This window comes from Pseudomonas sp. KK18 (assembly GCF_037094675.1).
GTDB lineage: Bacteria > Pseudomonadota > Gammaproteobacteria > Pseudomonadales > Pseudomonadaceae > Aquipseudomonas.
Genome location: NZ_CP146605.1, coordinates 5,865,501 through 5,881,041, shown reverse-complemented (window position 1 = coordinate 5,881,041; position 15,541 = coordinate 5,865,501). Strand labels below are relative to the sequence as shown.

Sequence of the window (15,541 nt, the reverse complement as noted above, 5' to 3'; positions counted from 1 at the left end):
CCACACCTTTTTGCTCAGTTGCCTACTCTATGTCGCCTTTCAAGGGTCAAACCGGTATCAAACGTATTTTCAACGCAGGCGGATATTCCCTGGATGGCCTGCGTGCGGCTTTCACCGGCGAGGCGGCGTTTCGTCAGCTGGTGTTGCTCAATGTCATCCTGATCCCGCTGAGTTTCTTCCTTAACGTCAGCCGGGTAGAGCGGGCGCTGCTGATCGCCGTGTGCCTGCTGGCATTGATCGTCGAGTTGCTCAACTCCGCCGTCGAAGCGGCGATCGACCGGATTTCCCTGGACCTGCACCCCTTGTCGAAAAATGCCAAGGACATGGGCAGCGCCGCGCAGTTCGTAGCGCTGACCATGATTACCCTGGTGTGGGCCGTGATCCTGATCTAGGCAATGGTCGGCAGTACGATCTCGTCGCTGCGCTGCACCCCGGCGGTGAACGACCGGCACAGCTCGAGGAATTCGCGCATCGCCGAGGTCTGGTACTTCTGCTTGTGCCAGATGAAGTAGAACTGCCGGGCCAGGTCCAGGTCCGGGGTTTCCACCGGTACCAGGCTGCCACGCCGGAAGGCGTCGCGCAGCGCCAGCCGGGAAATGCAGCCAATCCCCAAGCCTGATTCCACCGCGCGTTTGATTGCCTCGGTGTGTTCCAGCTCCAGGCGGATATTCAGCGCGCTGCGGTGATGCCGCATGGCCTGGTCAAAGGTCAGGCGTGTTCCAGAGCCTTGTTCCCGCAGGATCCAGGCTTCATGGGTCAGCTCTTCCATGGTCGCCTGGCCGCGCTTCGCCAAATGGTGCTGGGGTGCGCAGAACACCACCAGTTCATCTTCCACCCAGGTTTGCACCTCGATGTCCGGGTGGCTGCAGTCGCCTTCGATTAGACCCAGATCAATTTCGTAGTGCGCCACCTGATGCACGATATGCGCAGTGTTCTGCACATGCAGCTTCACCTGGCTCTCGGGATGCTGCTGCATGAAGCTGCCGATCAGCAGCGTGGCCAGGTAGTTGCCGATGGTCAGCGTGGCCCCGACCGCCAGGGAGCCGAAGCCCGACTTGCCGTTGAGCAGGTCCTCGATCTCCTTGGCCTGGTCCAGCAGTGCTACCGCCTGGGGCAATAGCTGGTGACCGAGGGCGTTGAGGCTCAGGCGTTTGCCCGCGCGGTCGAACAATTGGCAGCTGGATTGCCGCTCCAGCTCGGTAATCGACGTGCTGGCGGCGGATTGAGATAAGGCCAAAAGGCCAGCAGCGCGCGAGACGCTTTCCTGCTGGGCGACGGCGACGAAGACTTGCAGTTGACGTAGAGTAAATCGCATATCGATATAACCGATAACCCTTATCTTAATAATCCAGTTAACAGATATTGTCGCCGCCATTAGAATGCTGTGCAATTGCGCATCCATCATTTGGCGCAGACCCATTTCCAGGAGTCCCCCGTACATGAGCAACATGAACCACGAGCGTGTCCTCAGTGTTCATCACTGGAACGACACTCTGTTCAGCTTCAAGTGCACCCGCGATCCGGGCCTGCGCTTCGAGAACGGTCAGTTCGTGATGATCGGCCTGCAACAGCCCAACGGCCGCCCGCTCATGCGCGCTTACTCGATTGCCAGCCCGAACTGGGAAGAGCATCTGGAGTTCTTCAGCATCAAGGTACCTGATGGCCCGCTGACTTCCCAATTGCAGCACTTGAAGGAAGGCGACGAGATCATCATCAGCAAAAAACCGACGGGCACCCTGGTGCTTGACGATTTGAAGCCGGGCAAACACCTGTACCTGCTCAGCACCGGCACTGGCCTGGCGCCGTTCATGAGCGTGATCCAGGACCCGGAAACCTACGAGCGTTTCGAAAAAGTGATCCTGTGCCACGGCGTGCGTTACGTCAACGAAGTCGCCTACCGCGAATTCATCACCGAGCACCTGCCGCAGAACGAGTTCTTCGGCGAGGCCCTGCGTGACAAGTTGATCTACTACCCGACCGTGACCCGCGAGCCGTTCGAAAACGAGGGCCGCCTGACCGACCTGATGCGCAGCGGCAAGCTGTTCAGCGATATCGGGCTGCCGCCGATCAATCCTGAAGACGACCGCGCCATGCTGTGCGGCAGCCCAAGCATGCTGGATGAAACCAGCGAAGTGCTCAACAGCTTCGGTTTGAAGGTTTCCCCGCGTATGCGTGAGCCGGGCGACTACCTGATCGAGCGTGCGTTCGTCGAGAAATAAGCGCGACGCAAAAAAATGTGGGAGCGGGCTTGCTCGCGAAAGCGGTGTAACAGTCACCAGATGTATTGACTGATCCACCGCTTTCGCGAGCAAGCCCGCTCCCACATTTGTTTCCGGTTTACCCGGCCGACACGACTTCCAGCACACAAATCATCCCGGCTTCGGGATAGTGCCAGCGCACATCAACATCCCAGAACTGCGCCCCGTATTCCCGCTCCGGCCCCGGCGTCTGGTACGCCGGCCGTGGATCCTGCGCCAGGCACTGCTCGATCAACGCCACCAATGGCTCGCCAAGGCGCTGAGCGTGGCCTTCTGCCTGTTGCAGCGCAGTCTTCAGCCACTGCACGGGAATCAGCTGTGGCGCAGCGCTGGCGATGTTGTTGGTCGCAGTGTCAACTATGTCTGCGTACGGCACGTACGGCTTGATGTCGAGAATCGGTGTGCCATCCAGCAGGTCGATCCCGGATATCCACAGGCGTCCATCTTCCACCTTGTCCAGCTTGACCACTGACTGGCCGATGCCGTTGGGCCGGTGCGTCGCGCGGGTGGCGAACACGCCCATGGACGTGTTGCCACCCAGGCGAGGCGGGCGCACTTTCAGGCGGGGCTTGTCTTCCAGCGCCTGGTGGAACAGGAACAGCAGCCACACATGGCTGACCTGTTCCAAACCCTGCACCGCCTCACCCTGGTCGAATGGCGCCACCAACTCCAGCACGCCCCGGGCGGCAGGCGCCAGTTGTGGCTGGCGCGGGATGGCGAACTTCTCCTTGAAGCAGGAGCGGACAAAGCCGATGGGCGAGACGCTGTAGTTCACGGGTTTAGGCGCGAACGCGCAGGGTCAGGCCCTTGAGGAAGTTGCGCAACAGCTGGTCACCACAGGTGCGGTAGTTGGTGTGGCCGAACTTGCGGAACAGTGCGCTCAGCTCAGGCTTGGACACCGGGAACTCGGAGGCCTTGAGGATTGCGTGCATGTCGTCTTCCTTCAGTTCGAAGGCCACGCGCAGTTTCTTCAGGACGATGTTGTTGGTCACCGGCAGTTCGATCGGCTGCGGTGGACGGCTCTCGTCCTTGCCGCGCTTGAAGATCACCAGGCCATCGAGGAAATGCGCCATGACTTCGTCCGGGCAGAACACGAAGCCTTCTTCCTCGTCTTTCTTGAGATAGGTCAGCAGGTCGTCCTTGGTGACTTCCATGCCGCCGAGCTTGATGATCTCGACCATCTTGTTGTCGCTGATGTCGAGCATGTAGCGCACGCTGCGCAGTACGTCGTTGTGAATCATGGTGGGCAATCCTGGTCATTCAACTGTGGACACCGCCCAGGCAGGCGGTATCGAGAGATTCGGCGGCGAAAAAAGTCTTAGAACTTTTCTTTGCCGGACAGATAGCGCCATTGGCCTACCGGCACTTTGCCGATGGAGACTCCGCCAATGCGGATGCGTCGAATGGCGACGACTTTCAGGCCGACGGCTTCGCAGAACAAGGCAATCACACCCGGTTGCGGGTTTTTCAGCGCAAAGCGCAGGCGGTTCTCGTTCTGCCAGCTGGCTTTCACCGCCGGCAATTCCTTACCTTTGTAGGTCAGGCCATGGTTGAGGCGGTTCAGGCCGTGGGCGACCATGTCGCCGGACACCTCCACCACGTATTCCTGTTCGATCTTGTTCGCGTCAGCGGTCAGCTTGCGCAAAATCTTCCAGTCCTGGGTGAACACCAGCAGGCCGCTGGCCTTGGCTTGCAGGTCACTGCTGGCGGTCAGGCGCAGGAAGTGGCCCTTGAGCGGGCGCTTGCTGAAGCGGTGTTCTTCCGACAGGGTCTCGGCGTTGATCGACGCCATGGCTGTCTCGGCATCCACGCCGGCGGGGGCGTGGAACAGGATGGTCACCGGCTCCGGCGCTGTGGCCTTGGCCTCAGGGTCAAGCTCGACCTTCTGGGTGGTGACCTTGAACTGCGGCTCGTCGATCACTTCGCCGTCCACCGTGACCCAGCCGCCTTCGATGAACAGCTCAGCCTCCCGACGGGAGCAACCGACCAGTTCGATGAGGCGTTTGGAGAGGCGTAGGGGTTCAGTCATGACAAGGGCCGAAACAAAAGGGGGCGGCTATTGTACCTGTGTGGCGCCGGTTAATCCCGGCTCCATTTCATTTAGCCGCGACGCGCCTGTGGCTGGGCTTGGCGCAAACGCATGTGCAGCAACGGATAAGGCTGGCCCATGCCGTCATGGTCCGTGCGTCCGATCACCTCAAAGCCTTGCTTGAAGTAAAAGCCCAGGGCCTGCGGGTTCTGTTCGTTGACGTCCAGTTGATCGGCATTCATCGACTCGATGGCATAGCGCAGCAATTGCCGGCCCAGGCCCTGGCCACGGTGCTCGGGGTCGATAAACAGCATCTCGACCTTGCCCGCGGCCACCCCGGCAAACCCGGTGATGCGCTGGCGCGAGTCCTTGGTGCAGATCAGCATCACCGCGTCGAGGTAGCGGGTCAGCACCAGGTTTTTCAGCAACTCGATGTAACTGTCCGGCAGGAAGTCATGGGTGGCCCGCACCGAAGCCTCCCAGATGCGGGTCAGTTCCTGATAGTCGCTGGATTTGGGTGTATGGATAACCGAATGCTGACGCATGCCCGCTGCCCCTTGCCGATGATTGGCGCTGATGGGCAAAACGATAGACCTAAAAAAGCCCCGCATCTTGTCCAGAGGCAGGGCTTTTTCAATTCTTTACACCTTATGCGCGTTTTTCAGCCCACAGGTCGTACTCGTCGGCGTCGGTCACGGTGCACCAGACCTTGTCGCCCGGCTTCAGGCCGCTGGCATCGTCGATAAACACGTTACCGTCGATTTCCGGTGCATCGAAGAAGCAGCGGCCTACAGCGCCTTGCTCGTCGACTTCGTCGATCAGTACTTCGATCTCACGGCCGATGCGCAGTTGCAGGCGCGCCGAGCTGATGGCCTGCTGGTGCGCCATGAAGCGCTCCCAACGGTCCTGCTTGACGTCGTCCGGCACGATGGCAGCGTCCAGCAGGTTGGCCGGAGCACCTTCCACCGGCGAGTACTGGAAGCAGCCGACGCGGTCCAGCTGGGCCTCGGTCAGCCAGTCCAGCAGGTACTGGAAGTCTTCTTCGGTTTCGCCGGGGAAGCCGACGATGAAGGTGGAGCGGATGATCAGGTCCGGGCAGATCTCGCGCCAGTTCTTGATGCGCGCCAGGGTCTTGTCTTCGAAGGCCGGGCGTTTCATGGCCTTGAGGATTTTCGGGCTGGCGTGCTGGAACGGGATGTCCAGGTACGGCAGGATCTTGCCGGCGGCCATCAGCGGGATCAGCTCGTCAACGTGCGGGTACGGGTAAACGTAGTGCAGGCGCACCCATACGCCGAGGCTGCTCAGGGCTTCGCAGAGTTCGGTCATGCGGGTTTTCACCGGCGCGCCGTTCCAGAAGCCAGTGCGGTATTTGACGTCGACGCCGTAGGCGCTGGTGTCCTGGGAGATCACCAGCAGCTCTTTCACGCCGGATTTGACCAGGCGCTGGGCCTCGTCCAGCACGTCGCCCACCGGGCGGCTCACCAGTTTGCCGCGCATCGACGGGATGATGCAGAAGCTGCAGCTGTGGTTGCAGCCTTCGGAAATCTTCAGGTAGGCGTAGTGGCGCGGCGTCAGCTTGATGCCCTGCGGCGGCACCAGGTCGATCAGCGGGTTGTGGTCCTGGCGCGGCGGCACTACGTCGTGCACGGCGTTGACCACTTGCTCGTACTGCTGCGGGCCGGTCACGGCCAGCACGCTTGGGTGCACGTTGCGGATGGCGCCTTCTTCCACGCCCATGCAGCCGGTGACGATCACCTTGCCGTTTTCCTTGATGGCTTCGCCGATCACTTCCAGGGACTCGGCCTTGGCCGAGTCGATGAAGCCGCAAGTGTTGACCACCACCACGTCCGCGTCCTGGTAGGTGGACACGACGTCATAGCCTTCCATGCGCAGTTGCGTAAGGATGCGTTCGGAGTCGACCAGAGCCTTTGGGCAACCCAGGGATACAAAGCCGACCTTGGGGTTGGCTTTTGCGATGGTGGTGGACATGTCTAACCTCGGTATTGAATGACGCCGCCCGTCGTGCACGAAAGGTGGCGGATGGGCACTTGGTGTGCCTCTGATCAAAAAGTGCGCAATTCTAGCGACGGGAATCGCTCTTGACCAGCTTTATGCAGGGAAATACGACGAGTGCTGCGCTATGCTTCGCGCCGTTGCACCTGAGTGAATTTCCTCGGTCAATAAATCGTCTGTAACGAGAAGTAAAACAGCGCATGCTGTGGACAGCATAGGCGCCCGCAGCAGGCGCGCTGTTTATAAAAGACCGCAGGTCAAAGGGCAGGAGTGGTTGATGGGTCAGGCAAGTAGTCAGGCAGCAGGTGCCGAGCAGTCCAACGCAAAGCCGATCGGCATGCTGGTGGCGGCAGTGGGGGTGGTTTACGGCGATATCGGCACCAGCCCGCTCTACACCCTTAAAGAGGTGTTTGCTGGCGGTTATGGGGTTCAGGTCAATCACGACGGGGTCTTCGGGATCCTGGCGCTGATTTTCTGGTCGCTGGTCTGGGTCGTTTCGATCAAGTACGTGCTGTTTATCCTGCGCGCGGATAACCAGGGCGAGGGCGGCATCATGGCCCTGACGGCTTTGGCCCGGCGGGCGGCGGCACCTTACCCCAAGTTGCGTTCGGTGCTGGTGATTCTCGGCCTGATCGGTGCGGCGCTGTTTTACGGCGACAGCATGATCACCCCGGCGATCTCGGTATTGTCGGCGGTCGAAGGCCTGGAACTGGCGTTTGATGGCCTTGAGCGCTGGGTGGTGCCGCTTTCGCTGGTGGTGCTGGTGGGGCTGTTCCTGATCCAGAAACATGGCACGGACCGCATCGGCAAGCTGTTCGGCCCGGTGATGGTGCTGTGGTTTCTGGTGTTGGCCGGCCTGGGCATCCATGGAATCATCCAGCACCCTGAGGTGCTCAATGCCCTCAACCCTGTGTGGGGCGTGCGCTTCTTCATCGTTCACCCTGGCATGGGCGTGGCGATTCTCGGTGCGGTGGTACTGGCATTGACCGGCGCCGAGGCGCTGTACGCCGACATGGGCCACTTCGGACGCAAGCCGATTGCCCGTGCCTGGTTCGCCCTGGTGCTGCCGGCGTTGGTGCTCAACTACTTTGGCCAGGGCGCGCTGCTGCTGGAAAATCCAGAGGCAGCCCGCAACCCGTTCTACCTGCTGGCACCGGAGTGGGCTCTGGTCCCGCTGGTGGCGTTGTCCACTTTAGCCACCGTGATTGCTTCCCAGGCGGTGATCTCCGGGGCGTTCTCCCTGACCCGTCAGGCGATCCAGCTCGGTTACATCCCGCGCATGCATATCCAGCACACTTCCAGCGCCGAGCAAGGCCAGATCTACATCGGCGCGGTGAACTGGTCACTGATGGTGGGCGTGATCCTGCTGGTGCTGGGCTTCGAGTCCTCCAACGCCCTGGCTTCGGCCTACGGTGTGGCGGTGACGGGCACCATGTTGATCACCAGCATTCTGGTGTCGGCGGTGATGCTGTTGCTGTGGAAATGGCCGCCGGTACTGGCTATCCCGGTGTTGATCGGTTTCCTATTGGTGGATGGGCTGTTCTTTGCCGCCAACGTGCCGAAGATCGTGCAGGGGGGGGCGTTTCCGGTATTGGCGGGGATTGTGTTGTTTATCCTCATGACCACCTGGAAGCGCGGCAAGGAGCTGCTGGTGGACCGGCTGGACGAAGGTGGGCTGCCGCTGCCGATCTTTATCAGCAGTATCCGTGTGCAGCCGCCGCATCGCGTGCAAGGCACGGCGGTGTTCCTGACCGCACGCCCGGATGCCGTGCCCCACGCCTTGCTGCATAACTTGCTGCATAACCAGGTGCTGCATGAGCAGGTGGTGCTGTTGACGGTGGTCTACGAAGACATCCCGCGTGTACCGGCCCAGCGTCGTTTCGAGGTCGATTCCTATGGCGAGGGCTTCTTCCGGGTGATCCTGCACTTTGGTTTCGTCGATGAACCGGACGTGCCCGAAGCGCTGAAGCTGTGCCATCTGGATGACCTGGACTTCAGCCCGATGCGCACCACCTACTTCCTCAGCCGCGAAACCGTGATCGCGTCCCGCATCAAGGGCATGGCGCGTTGGCGCGAAGGGTTGTTCGCGTTCATGCTGAAGAACGCCAACGGCAACCTGCGCTTCTTCAAGTTGCCGGTTAACCGGGTGATCGAGCTCGGCACTCAAGTAGAAATGTAAGCCCAACAAAAAGCCCCCGGTGCCTTGCGGCAGCGGGGGCTTTTTGTTGGGCGCTTATTCGGCCGGGGTCTTGCCCTGGCGCTTCTCGATGATGTCTACCAGACGCTTGGCCAGCGCCGGGTAGTTCTCGTCGAAGTGATGGCCGCCAGGCAGCTTCACGGCTTCGCCGACAGCGGTCTTGTCGGTGCAGCCACTCTCGTCGACTTCTTCGGCACCGTAGATGCACACCACCTTGTCGGCCGGCAGCTTGGCCATTTCCGGGCCGGTCGCAGCTTCCTTGCCGGCGTTGCCCAGCCAGCCTTCCACTTCGATCTCGAAGCTGCCGGTGCGGGCGAAGGCCAGCAGGATGATCGCGTCTACACGCTGCTGCTCGTTTTCCGGCAGGCGGTTGTAGATGGCCGGCAGCACGTCGGCGCCGAACGAGTAGCCGGTCAGCACGAAGCGCTTGGTACCCCATTTCTGCCGGTAGTGCTGCATCAGCTCGGCGAGGTCCTTGGCGCTTTGTTCCGGGGTCTTGTGCTGCCAGTAGTAGCGCAGGGTGTCGATGCCGACCACCGGGTAGCCGATCTTGGCCATTTCACCGGCCACGTCGCGGTCCAGGTCACGCCAGCCGCCGTCACCGGAGAGGAACAGGGTGACGGTGTCCTTGGCCTGGCCAGCCGGCACTTCGACCACCGGGATCGCCAGGCCGCCGTTGTCCGAGCCCACCAGTTGCTTGCGCAGCTCGTTGTTCAGCACTTGCGGGTAGTGAACGTCGTAGTCGCTGATGCTGGTGGTAGCACGCGGCGTGTCGCGTACGAAACTGGCAGCATCATCGTCAGGGTTATCGTTCCAGGCCACCAGCCAGCTACCGTGGGCCGAAGTCTTCGGCAACGGGTCGTTGCAGCCTGGCTGCGCCAGCGCGAAGCCGACGGAGATGGCATTGGCCTTGTCGTCGTTCTGTGCGGCCAGCCAGCGCCAGGCGAGGGATGCGCCAGGGCCGATGCCGCTGACCAGTGTCGCCGGGCCGGCGAGCTGGCCGAGGGCGGTTTGCAGGGCTTGTTCCTGCAGCTTGCAGTCGTCCTTGGGCAGGATCACCTGGACGATCTGCGCTGCGCCGCCCTGGCTCAGGGCGATCAGTTGGCTGTCGGTCAGGGTTTCGTCGGCCAGCACGGCCACGGCCACGCGGGCCTTGGGCGTGGTACCCGGGGTGACGCGGGTCAGGACCGTGCCATCGGCCTGGGGCAGTTGTTCCAGGGTCGGTTGCGGTGCAGGGCGGTTCCAGTACCAGTAGCCGCCACCGAGGATCAGTGCCAGTACCACCAAAAATGCCAATACATACCGCCAGGAGCGTCGAATCATCAGCGTTTCACCAATCCAGTCAAGCCGCCCGCAATCAGGGCGGCGGTGTCGGCCAGTGCCACCAGCGGATCAAGTCCTGCGGGCACGGCCATATAACGGGGTTCCCAGTCAGGCTGGAACTTGTCTTTGAAGCGGCGCAAGCCTTGGAAGTTATACAGTTGCTCGCCACGGCGGAACACCATCGAGCCCAGGCGTTGGGTCAGCGGGGCGCCACGTCGTGGTTGCAGGCCCGACAACGGCACCATGCCGAGGCTGAAGCGGGCGTAGCCATGGTTCTTATAATGTTGAATCAGGCCGACCATCATGAATTCCATGGTCAGTTTCGGCGCGTCCGGGTGCGCACGCATCAGGTCGAGACTGGCCAGGTCGTGGCTGTAGGTCTCAAGCAGGTTCGCAAACGCTACCGGGCGCCCTTCGAAGCGAATGATCGCAATACGAAAGTGCTTGAGGTAGTCGTCGCTGAATCGTCCAAGGGAAAAGCCTTTTTCCCGCACGTTCTTGCCGGTCAGCCATGCGTCGGAGATGACTTTCAACTCCTCCATCGGGGCCTGGCCGGGTTCGTGGATCTCCAGGGACAAGCCATCACGGGTCCCGCGGTTCCAGGTGTAGCGCAGGTCCTTCATCTCTTTGCCCTTGGCTTCCAGGTCAAAGCGTTTGAGGTCGACCCGGGCTTCTTCACCCAGTTTGATCGCGGTGAGGCCGATGTCCATGTAGTACGGCAGGTTCTCCGCGCGCACCTGGTAGAACACCGGGCGGGCGTGGTGAATGTCGCACAGGTCGCGGAACTGCCAGATCATCTCGGCCCGTTGCAGGGTCGGGCCAATCGGATCGTACAAGGCCACCAGGCTGCGACCGCGACGAGCGTACATCAGGAACGCTTCGTCGTTGGGATGAAACAGCAGGGCCTTGTCGCCGGTCAGCGCCAGGCCGCCGTCGGGTTGTGCAGAGTTCATCAGGATCTTGGTGGCGCGCTCCAGTTCATCCGGTGTCGGCAAGTGGATGATCGGGCGCGCGGTACGCAGCAGCCAGGTCAGCGACACCACCACCAGCACCACGGCCGCGCCCAGCAGCGAACGCAGGCCCCGCGGGGCGTTGGCGTCGAGGGTGAACTGCCACCACAACTGATGGCTATAGGGCACGTCCTGGTAGGCGAACAACAGCAGCCAGATTGACGCACCGAGTACGCACACGCTGGCCACCAGGTACAGCGGCGAGAACGGCAGTTCGGTCAGGCGGCTGGCGCGATAGAACGAGCGCCGGAAGATCGCCAGCAGCACCGCCGTCATGGTCATCAGGCTGGCTTCTTCCCAGTCGAAACCCTTGAGCAGGGAGAGCAGGGCGCCGGTCAGCAGCAGCACCATGGTCAGCATCCACGCCGCGGACAACCGTCGACGCAGGCCCTGGGCCAACAGAAGGCAGAGCACGCCGATCAGGCTGGCACCAAAGTGCGAAGCGTCAATCAGGCGATGAGGAATCAGGAAGCCGATGTTTTCCAGGCGTGAGTCGATTTCCGGGGTTGCGCCGGAAAACAGCAGGACCACGCCTGACAAAAAAACCAGTACGGCCAGGATCGGCGCAGCGAGGCCGGAGGCCGCGCGCAGGCTTTGTTGCGTATGGAACAGGCGCTGGGCTTCATTGACCAGCAGGAACACACAAGCGATCAACAGCGGCAGCACCACATAGATCATCCGGTACAGCAGCAGTGCGGCCGCCAGTGGCGCGGCACCGAGCTTGTCGGCGAAGGCAGCCAGCAGAATTGCTTCGAACACCCCGACGCCACCGGGTACATGGCTGAGCACACCGGCGGCCAGGGCCAGCAGGTACACCAGCAGGAACGGGCCAAAGGGCGGCGCTTCCGGCAGCAGCATATACAGCACGGTAGCGGCCGCAGCCACGTCGAGGGCAGTGATGATCAGTTGCAGGAAGGTCAGGCGACGGCCCGGCAGGCGCAAGGTGCGACGCCCAGCCTTGACCAGCAGGTTGTCCGGATACGGTTGTTCCGGCAGGCGGCGGCGGTAGATGCCGATGCACAGTGCGGCTGTTAACAGCAACACAGCGCCGGCGATACCGCCGAGCAGGCTTGCGGGTAGATGCAGGGCATTGGACGCGGCAGGCAGGTTGCTCAGGGTGGCCAGCGCAGCGAGCGGCGGCAGGGCGCAACCCAGGGCCAGGCTGGCAAACACGGTCATGCGCGCCACTTCCGAAGCGCCGATGCCATACCGTGCATATAAACGGTAGCGTACCGAGCCGCCCGAGAGCATCGACAGACCAATCGCGTTACCGATGGCGAATGCGGTAAAGCCGCCGTAGGCCAGGGTCTTGGCAGGCAGCTTCACGCCGGCATAACGGGCACCGGAAAATTCATAGCCCAACAAAATGATAAAGCCGGCGACCGCGGCACCGAACGCACCCAGCAGTGCGGGCTTGGGTACTTCAAGGATCGAATCGTGGAGCGCGTACAGATCCAGTTCAAGCAGCAGGTGGCGACAGGCGATAAGGGCGATTGCGAACAGCAACAAGGTGACGGCCAGCCCGATGGGTTGGCGGTATTTGCTCAACAGATCCAGCCAGCGCAAACGGGTGGGAGTGATCGGTTGTGTCGCTGTGACAGAGTCTTGTGGTTCAGACGAGTTGGCGCGCATCAATCACCTCGTGGATTGTGCGCGACAGGATGGAGGTATCCAGCCAAGTTACCAATCCCTATGGACAAAATAATTACAAATATTAACGCGTATCGCGAAGTGCGGCGACAGCGCCCATTGGTCGTAGAAGGACAGTGCTTGAAGACTTAGCATAGCTTGCAATGAGATGGACTCTACAAACCGTGTACGGTTTCATGAAAGATGCCATGCCATTGTTTCAAAAGGACTTTTTCGTCAGATACAAAAAAGGCCACTCTTTCGAGCAGCCTTTTTTGATGTTTGGTTGCGGGAGCCGGATTTGAACCGACGACCTTCGGGTTATGAGCCCGACGAGCTACCAGACTGCTCCATCCCGCGTCTGTGTGGCGGCATTCTACAGAGCAACGGCGGGGTGTCAACCGTTAATCGAACGATGGGTCAAATAAGTGCAATTTAGCGTCGGATTGTCACGCGGGTGCGGTAAGTGCGCGATTGGGAAAGGTTTTTTGTCAGACAATCGACGCGAGGGCTAAAACAGACAGGCACAAAAAAGGCCACTCTTTCGAGTAGCCTTTTTTGATGTTTGGTTGCGGGAGCCGGATTTGAACCGACGACCTTCGGGTTATGAGCCCGACGAGCTACCAGACTGCTCCATCCCGCGTCTGTGTGTCGGCATTCTACAGAGGAACGCGAGTGTGTCAACCGCTGATTCAAAGAAAAGCGCTTGTGGTTCAATCGGTTAGCTCTCCAAGGTGGCCCCTTGATAGGCCGCGGGGCCAGTCTGGCCGAGGCTTTCAGCTCTATTGGGGGGTGTGTTTCGATTGAGAAAATGAATTCACCTGTGAATTTTCCTACCGCTTAAGCGGAAGATTCAAACTACTGGTGCTATATACAGGTGTGAGTGAGATACTGCCGGCCTGTCCGTTTTCTGCCCAGAACCACTGCCTTATATATGACGCAGCGCAAAATCATCCACGTCGACTGTGATTGCTTCTACGCCGCCATCGAGATGCGCGACGACCCGACCCTGGCGCAAAAGCCCCTGGCGGTCGGCGGTTCGGCAGACCGTCGCGGGGTGATCGCCACCTGCAACTATGAAGCACGGGCTTATGGTGTGCGTTCGGCCATGTCGTCCCGCCATGCCCTGAAGCTGTGCCCGGACCTGACCATCGTCAAGCCGCGCATGGATGCTTATAAAGAAGCATCAAAGGAAATCCAGGCGATCTTTCGCGACTACACCGACCTGATCGAACCGTTGTCCCTGGACGAAGCCTACCTGGACGTCTCCGACAGCCCGCATTTTGGCGGCAGTGCCACGCGCATTGCCCAGGACATTCGCCGGCGGGTCTCCAACCAGTTGCACATCACCGTTTCCGCGGGCGTGGCGCCGAACAAGTTTCTCGCCAAGATCGCCAGCGACTGGAAAAAGCCCAACGGACTGTTTGTGATCACCCCCGACCAGGTGGAAGACTTTGTCTCGGCGCTGCCGGTGAAAAAGCTCCACGGCGTGGGCAAGGTGACGGCCGACAAGCTGGCGCGGCTGGGGATCGAGGACTGCCTGCAACTGCGGGAGTGGAACAAGTTGGCGCTGGTGCGAGAGTTCGGCAGTTTTGGCGAGCGGCTTTGGAGCCTGGCGCGTGGGATTGATGACCGTGTGGTGCAGAACGACAGCCGCCGGCAATCCATCAGCGTGGAAAATACCTACGATGTCGACCTGCCGGACTTGCCCAGTTGCCTGGAAAAGCTGCCGGAGCTGATGGACACCCTGGCCGGGCGCATGGCGCGCATCGACAGCAGTTATCGGGCGGGCAAGCCGTTCGTCAAAGTGAAGTTTCACGACTTTACCCAGACGACCCTGGAGCAGGCGGGGGCGGGGCGGGACCTGGAGAGCTACCGGCAGTTGCTGACCCAGGCGTTCAATCGCGGCGACAAGCCGGTGCGATTGCTGGGAATAGGCGTGCGTTTGCTGGATTTGAGCAACGGCAACGAGCAGCTCCAATTCCCCTGGTAGAAACCGAAAACCAAATGTGGGAGCGGGCTTGCTCGCGAATGCGGTGTGTCAGTTGACGCATGTGCTGGCTGACACGCCGCATTCGCGAGCAAGCCCGCTCCCACATTTAAAGGCTTCAGCGTGCCCCGGGATCCGCCACCAGGCGTCCGGCATCCTTGGTCAAGGCCTGCAGGAATTCCTGCTGCAACTCCGGATCATTGCGGGTCAGTTCGATCAGGCTCTGTTCCAGCTCGCTGGCTTCTTCTTCCAGGCCCAGCTCCGACAGGCGCTTGACCCGGTGCACCCACTCGTTGACCTCGTCGTCTTCCAGGTCGTCATAGATCAAACCGTGAGCTTCGAGCAATTTGCCCCGCAGGGTGCCGCTGATGGCCAGGGATGAGTCCGAGTGCACGTCATCCTGGGCATCTTCAACACTGATCTTCAGGGTGCTGATGCGGTTCAGGTCCTGCTCGGCAAACGGGCTGTCCAACAGGTTCAGGCGCAGCACGCCATCGCGGTCGGTGGTCAGCTCATGGGTTTGCTTGCCGGCAGTCACCTGTACCGGGCGCTCGCTCCAGGGCAGGCTCGAATACTCCACGCGCTTGTCGTGCTGGACTTCATCGATACCCGCCAGGTTCTGTTGCGCACGGCCGTTGGATTGCACGTTCATGAACGGGTTGAGCCCGTCCACGCCATAGCTGAGCCAATCCCGGGTCATGCTGGCAGGCAGGTTGCCCAGGGCAAACACATTCGCCACGTTGGCGCCGACGCCCGCCACGACCGCGACCGCGCCCAGGGGCATCTCATAGAGTTTGCGCCAGGGCTGGTACGGCGTGTAGCGGTCGTAGCGACGGGTAACTTCGAACTCGGTGACCTCAAAGGTCTTTTGCTCGTGAATGCGCACCCGGCGTTGCGGCAGCTCCAGCACCTTCGGCTCGCCCACGTCGATCTGCAGGCTGTGATCGAGCAATTTGCGCTCGATGCGTTCCTCGTGCTCGCTGCGTTGCGACATTTGGTTGGCGCAGCCGCTGACCAGCAGGGCGCCACATAACGTGGCGCCCCCCAGGGCTATGGTGTTTCGCTTGAACATGACGACTCTTGATCTGGTTT

13 protein-coding genes and 2 tRNA genes are annotated in these 15,541 nt (G+C 60.9%); 4 read left to right on the top strand and 11 right to left on the bottom strand.

The genetic code is table 11. The features are described 5' to 3' along the window. The first annotated feature begins 29 nt into the window (after positions 1-29). The gene (locus tag V6607_RS26665) at positions 30-392 is read left to right on the top strand and encodes a diacylglycerol kinase (RefSeq protein ID WP_003208635.1); all 363 of its coding nucleotides are present in this window, start codon (positions 30-32) and stop codon (positions 390-392) included. Here V6607_RS26665 and V6607_RS26660 read toward each other — a convergent pair. Further along, positions 389-1,315, bottom strand: a complete 927-nt coding sequence (locus tag V6607_RS26660) for a LysR family transcriptional regulator (RefSeq protein ID WP_003208633.1) — start codon at positions 1,313-1,315, stop codon at positions 389-391. The genes V6607_RS26665 and V6607_RS26660 overlap by 4 nt on opposite strands. 124 nt (positions 1,316-1,439) lie before the next feature. Between V6607_RS26660 and fpr the strand changes: the two genes are divergently transcribed. Beyond that, positions 1,440-2,219, top strand: coding sequence for a ferredoxin-NADP reductase (gene fpr / locus V6607_RS26655; protein ID WP_003189055.1), 780 nt, complete (start codon positions 1,440-1,442; stop codon positions 2,217-2,219). Positions 2,220-2,337: 118 nt separating this feature from the next. On the opposite strand, the gene tsaA is transcribed toward fpr, so the two are convergent. The 5 genes from tsaA to rimO all read right to left on the bottom strand — a co-directional run bounded on the left by tsaA (position 2,338) and on the right by rimO (position 6,264). Then, complete coding sequence (tsaA, locus tag V6607_RS26650; protein ID WP_102604876.1) at positions 2,338-3,033, bottom strand: tRNA (N6-threonylcarbamoyladenosine(37)-N6)-methyltransferase TrmO; 696 nt, start codon at positions 3,031-3,033, stop codon at positions 2,338-2,340. 4 nt (positions 3,034-3,037) lie between these two features. After that, the gene (locus V6607_RS26645; RefSeq protein WP_003208629.1) at positions 3,038-3,499 is read right to left on the bottom strand and encodes a DUF1456 family protein; all 462 of its coding nucleotides are present in this window, start codon (positions 3,497-3,499) and stop codon (positions 3,038-3,040) included. Positions 3,500-3,576: 77 nt separating this feature from the next. Continuing rightward, on the bottom strand, positions 3,577-4,287 hold the full coding sequence (locus tag V6607_RS26640) for an rRNA pseudouridine synthase (RefSeq protein WP_003208627.1): 711 nt from the start codon (positions 4,285-4,287) through the stop codon (positions 3,577-3,579). A gap of 71 nt (positions 4,288-4,358) precedes the next feature. Continuing rightward, positions 4,359-4,832, bottom strand: a complete 474-nt coding sequence (locus V6607_RS26635; protein ID WP_003208626.1) for a GNAT family N-acetyltransferase — start codon at positions 4,830-4,832, stop codon at positions 4,359-4,361. A 103-nt stretch (positions 4,833-4,935) separates the two neighbouring features. Then, complete coding sequence (rimO, locus tag V6607_RS26630; protein ID WP_172834603.1) at positions 4,936-6,264, bottom strand: 30S ribosomal protein S12 methylthiotransferase RimO; 1,329 nt, start codon at positions 6,262-6,264, stop codon at positions 4,936-4,938. Between the two features lie 313 nt (positions 6,265-6,577). On the opposite strand from rimO, the gene V6607_RS26625 reads away from it, so the two are divergent. Beyond that, a complete protein-coding gene (locus V6607_RS26625; RefSeq protein ID WP_003208622.1) occupies positions 6,578-8,479 on the top strand; it encodes a potassium transporter Kup in 1,902 nt (633 codons plus the stop codon). A 54-nt stretch (positions 8,480-8,533) separates the two neighbouring features. Here V6607_RS26625 and V6607_RS26620 read toward each other — a convergent pair whose 3' ends face one another. From V6607_RS26620 to V6607_RS26605, 4 genes are all read right to left on the bottom strand, one after another. After that, on the bottom strand, positions 8,534-9,820 hold the full coding sequence (locus tag V6607_RS26620; RefSeq protein ID WP_134327258.1) for an AcvB/VirJ family lysyl-phosphatidylglycerol hydrolase: 1,287 nt from the start codon (positions 9,818-9,820) through the stop codon (positions 8,534-8,536). Next, entirely contained in the window at positions 9,820-12,462 is a 2,643-nt protein-coding gene (gene mprF / locus V6607_RS26615; protein WP_003208619.1) for a bifunctional lysylphosphatidylglycerol flippase/synthetase MprF, read from the bottom strand. The genes V6607_RS26620 and mprF overlap by 1 nt, the downstream gene beginning before the upstream one ends. 280 nt (positions 12,463-12,742) lie before the next feature. Next, a tRNA-Met gene (locus V6607_RS26610) sits at positions 12,743-12,819 on the bottom strand. Between the two features lie 206 nt (positions 12,820-13,025). Further along, positions 13,026-13,102, bottom strand: a tRNA-Met gene (locus V6607_RS26605). A 291-nt stretch (positions 13,103-13,393) separates the two neighbouring features. On the opposite strand from V6607_RS26605, the gene dinB reads away from it, so the two are divergent. Beyond that, a complete protein-coding gene (dinB, locus tag V6607_RS26600; protein WP_134327257.1) occupies positions 13,394-14,452 on the top strand; it encodes a DNA polymerase IV in 1,059 nt (352 codons plus the stop codon). 115 nt (positions 14,453-14,567) lie between these two features. Here dinB and V6607_RS26595 read toward each other — a convergent pair whose 3' ends face one another. After that, the gene (locus tag V6607_RS26595; protein WP_134327256.1) at positions 14,568-15,521 is read right to left on the bottom strand and encodes a hypothetical protein; all 954 of its coding nucleotides are present in this window, start codon (positions 15,519-15,521) and stop codon (positions 14,568-14,570) included. Positions 15,522-15,541 lie beyond the last annotated feature (20 nt).

Excerpts from the sequence above, each read along its gene's own strand:
- V6607_RS26620 (WP_134327258.1), bottom strand. The coding sequence starts at position 9,820 with ATGATTCGACGCTCCTGGCGGTATGTATTGGCATTTTTGGTGGTACTG.
- V6607_RS26635 (WP_003208626.1), bottom strand. The coding sequence starts at position 4,832 with ATGCGTCAGCATTCGGTTATCCATACACCCAAATCCAGCGACTATCAG.
- mprF (WP_003208619.1), bottom strand. The coding sequence starts at position 12,462 with ATGCGCGCCAACTCGTCTGAACCACAAGACTCTGTCACAGCGACACAA.
- dinB (WP_134327257.1), top strand. The coding sequence starts at position 13,394 with ATGACGCAGCGCAAAATCATCCACGTCGACTGTGATTGCTTCTACGCC.
- V6607_RS26660 (WP_003208633.1), bottom strand. The coding sequence starts at position 1,315 with ATGCGATTTACTCTACGTCAACTGCAAGTCTTCGTCGCCGTCGCCCAG.
- V6607_RS26625 (WP_003208622.1), top strand. The coding sequence starts at position 6,578 with ATGGGTCAGGCAAGTAGTCAGGCAGCAGGTGCCGAGCAGTCCAACGCA.
- V6607_RS26665 (WP_003208635.1), top strand. The coding sequence starts at position 30 with ATGTCGCCTTTCAAGGGTCAAACCGGTATCAAACGTATTTTCAACGCA.
- V6607_RS26645 (WP_003208629.1), bottom strand. The coding sequence starts at position 3,499 with ATGATTCACAACGACGTACTGCGCAGCGTGCGCTACATGCTCGACATC.
- V6607_RS26595 (WP_134327256.1), bottom strand. The coding sequence starts at position 15,521 with ATGTTCAAGCGAAACACCATAGCCCTGGGGGGCGCCACGTTATGTGGC.
- fpr (WP_003189055.1), top strand. The coding sequence starts at position 1,440 with ATGAGCAACATGAACCACGAGCGTGTCCTCAGTGTTCATCACTGGAAC.
- V6607_RS26640 (WP_003208627.1), bottom strand. The coding sequence starts at position 4,287 with ATGACTGAACCCCTACGCCTCTCCAAACGCCTCATCGAACTGGTCGGT.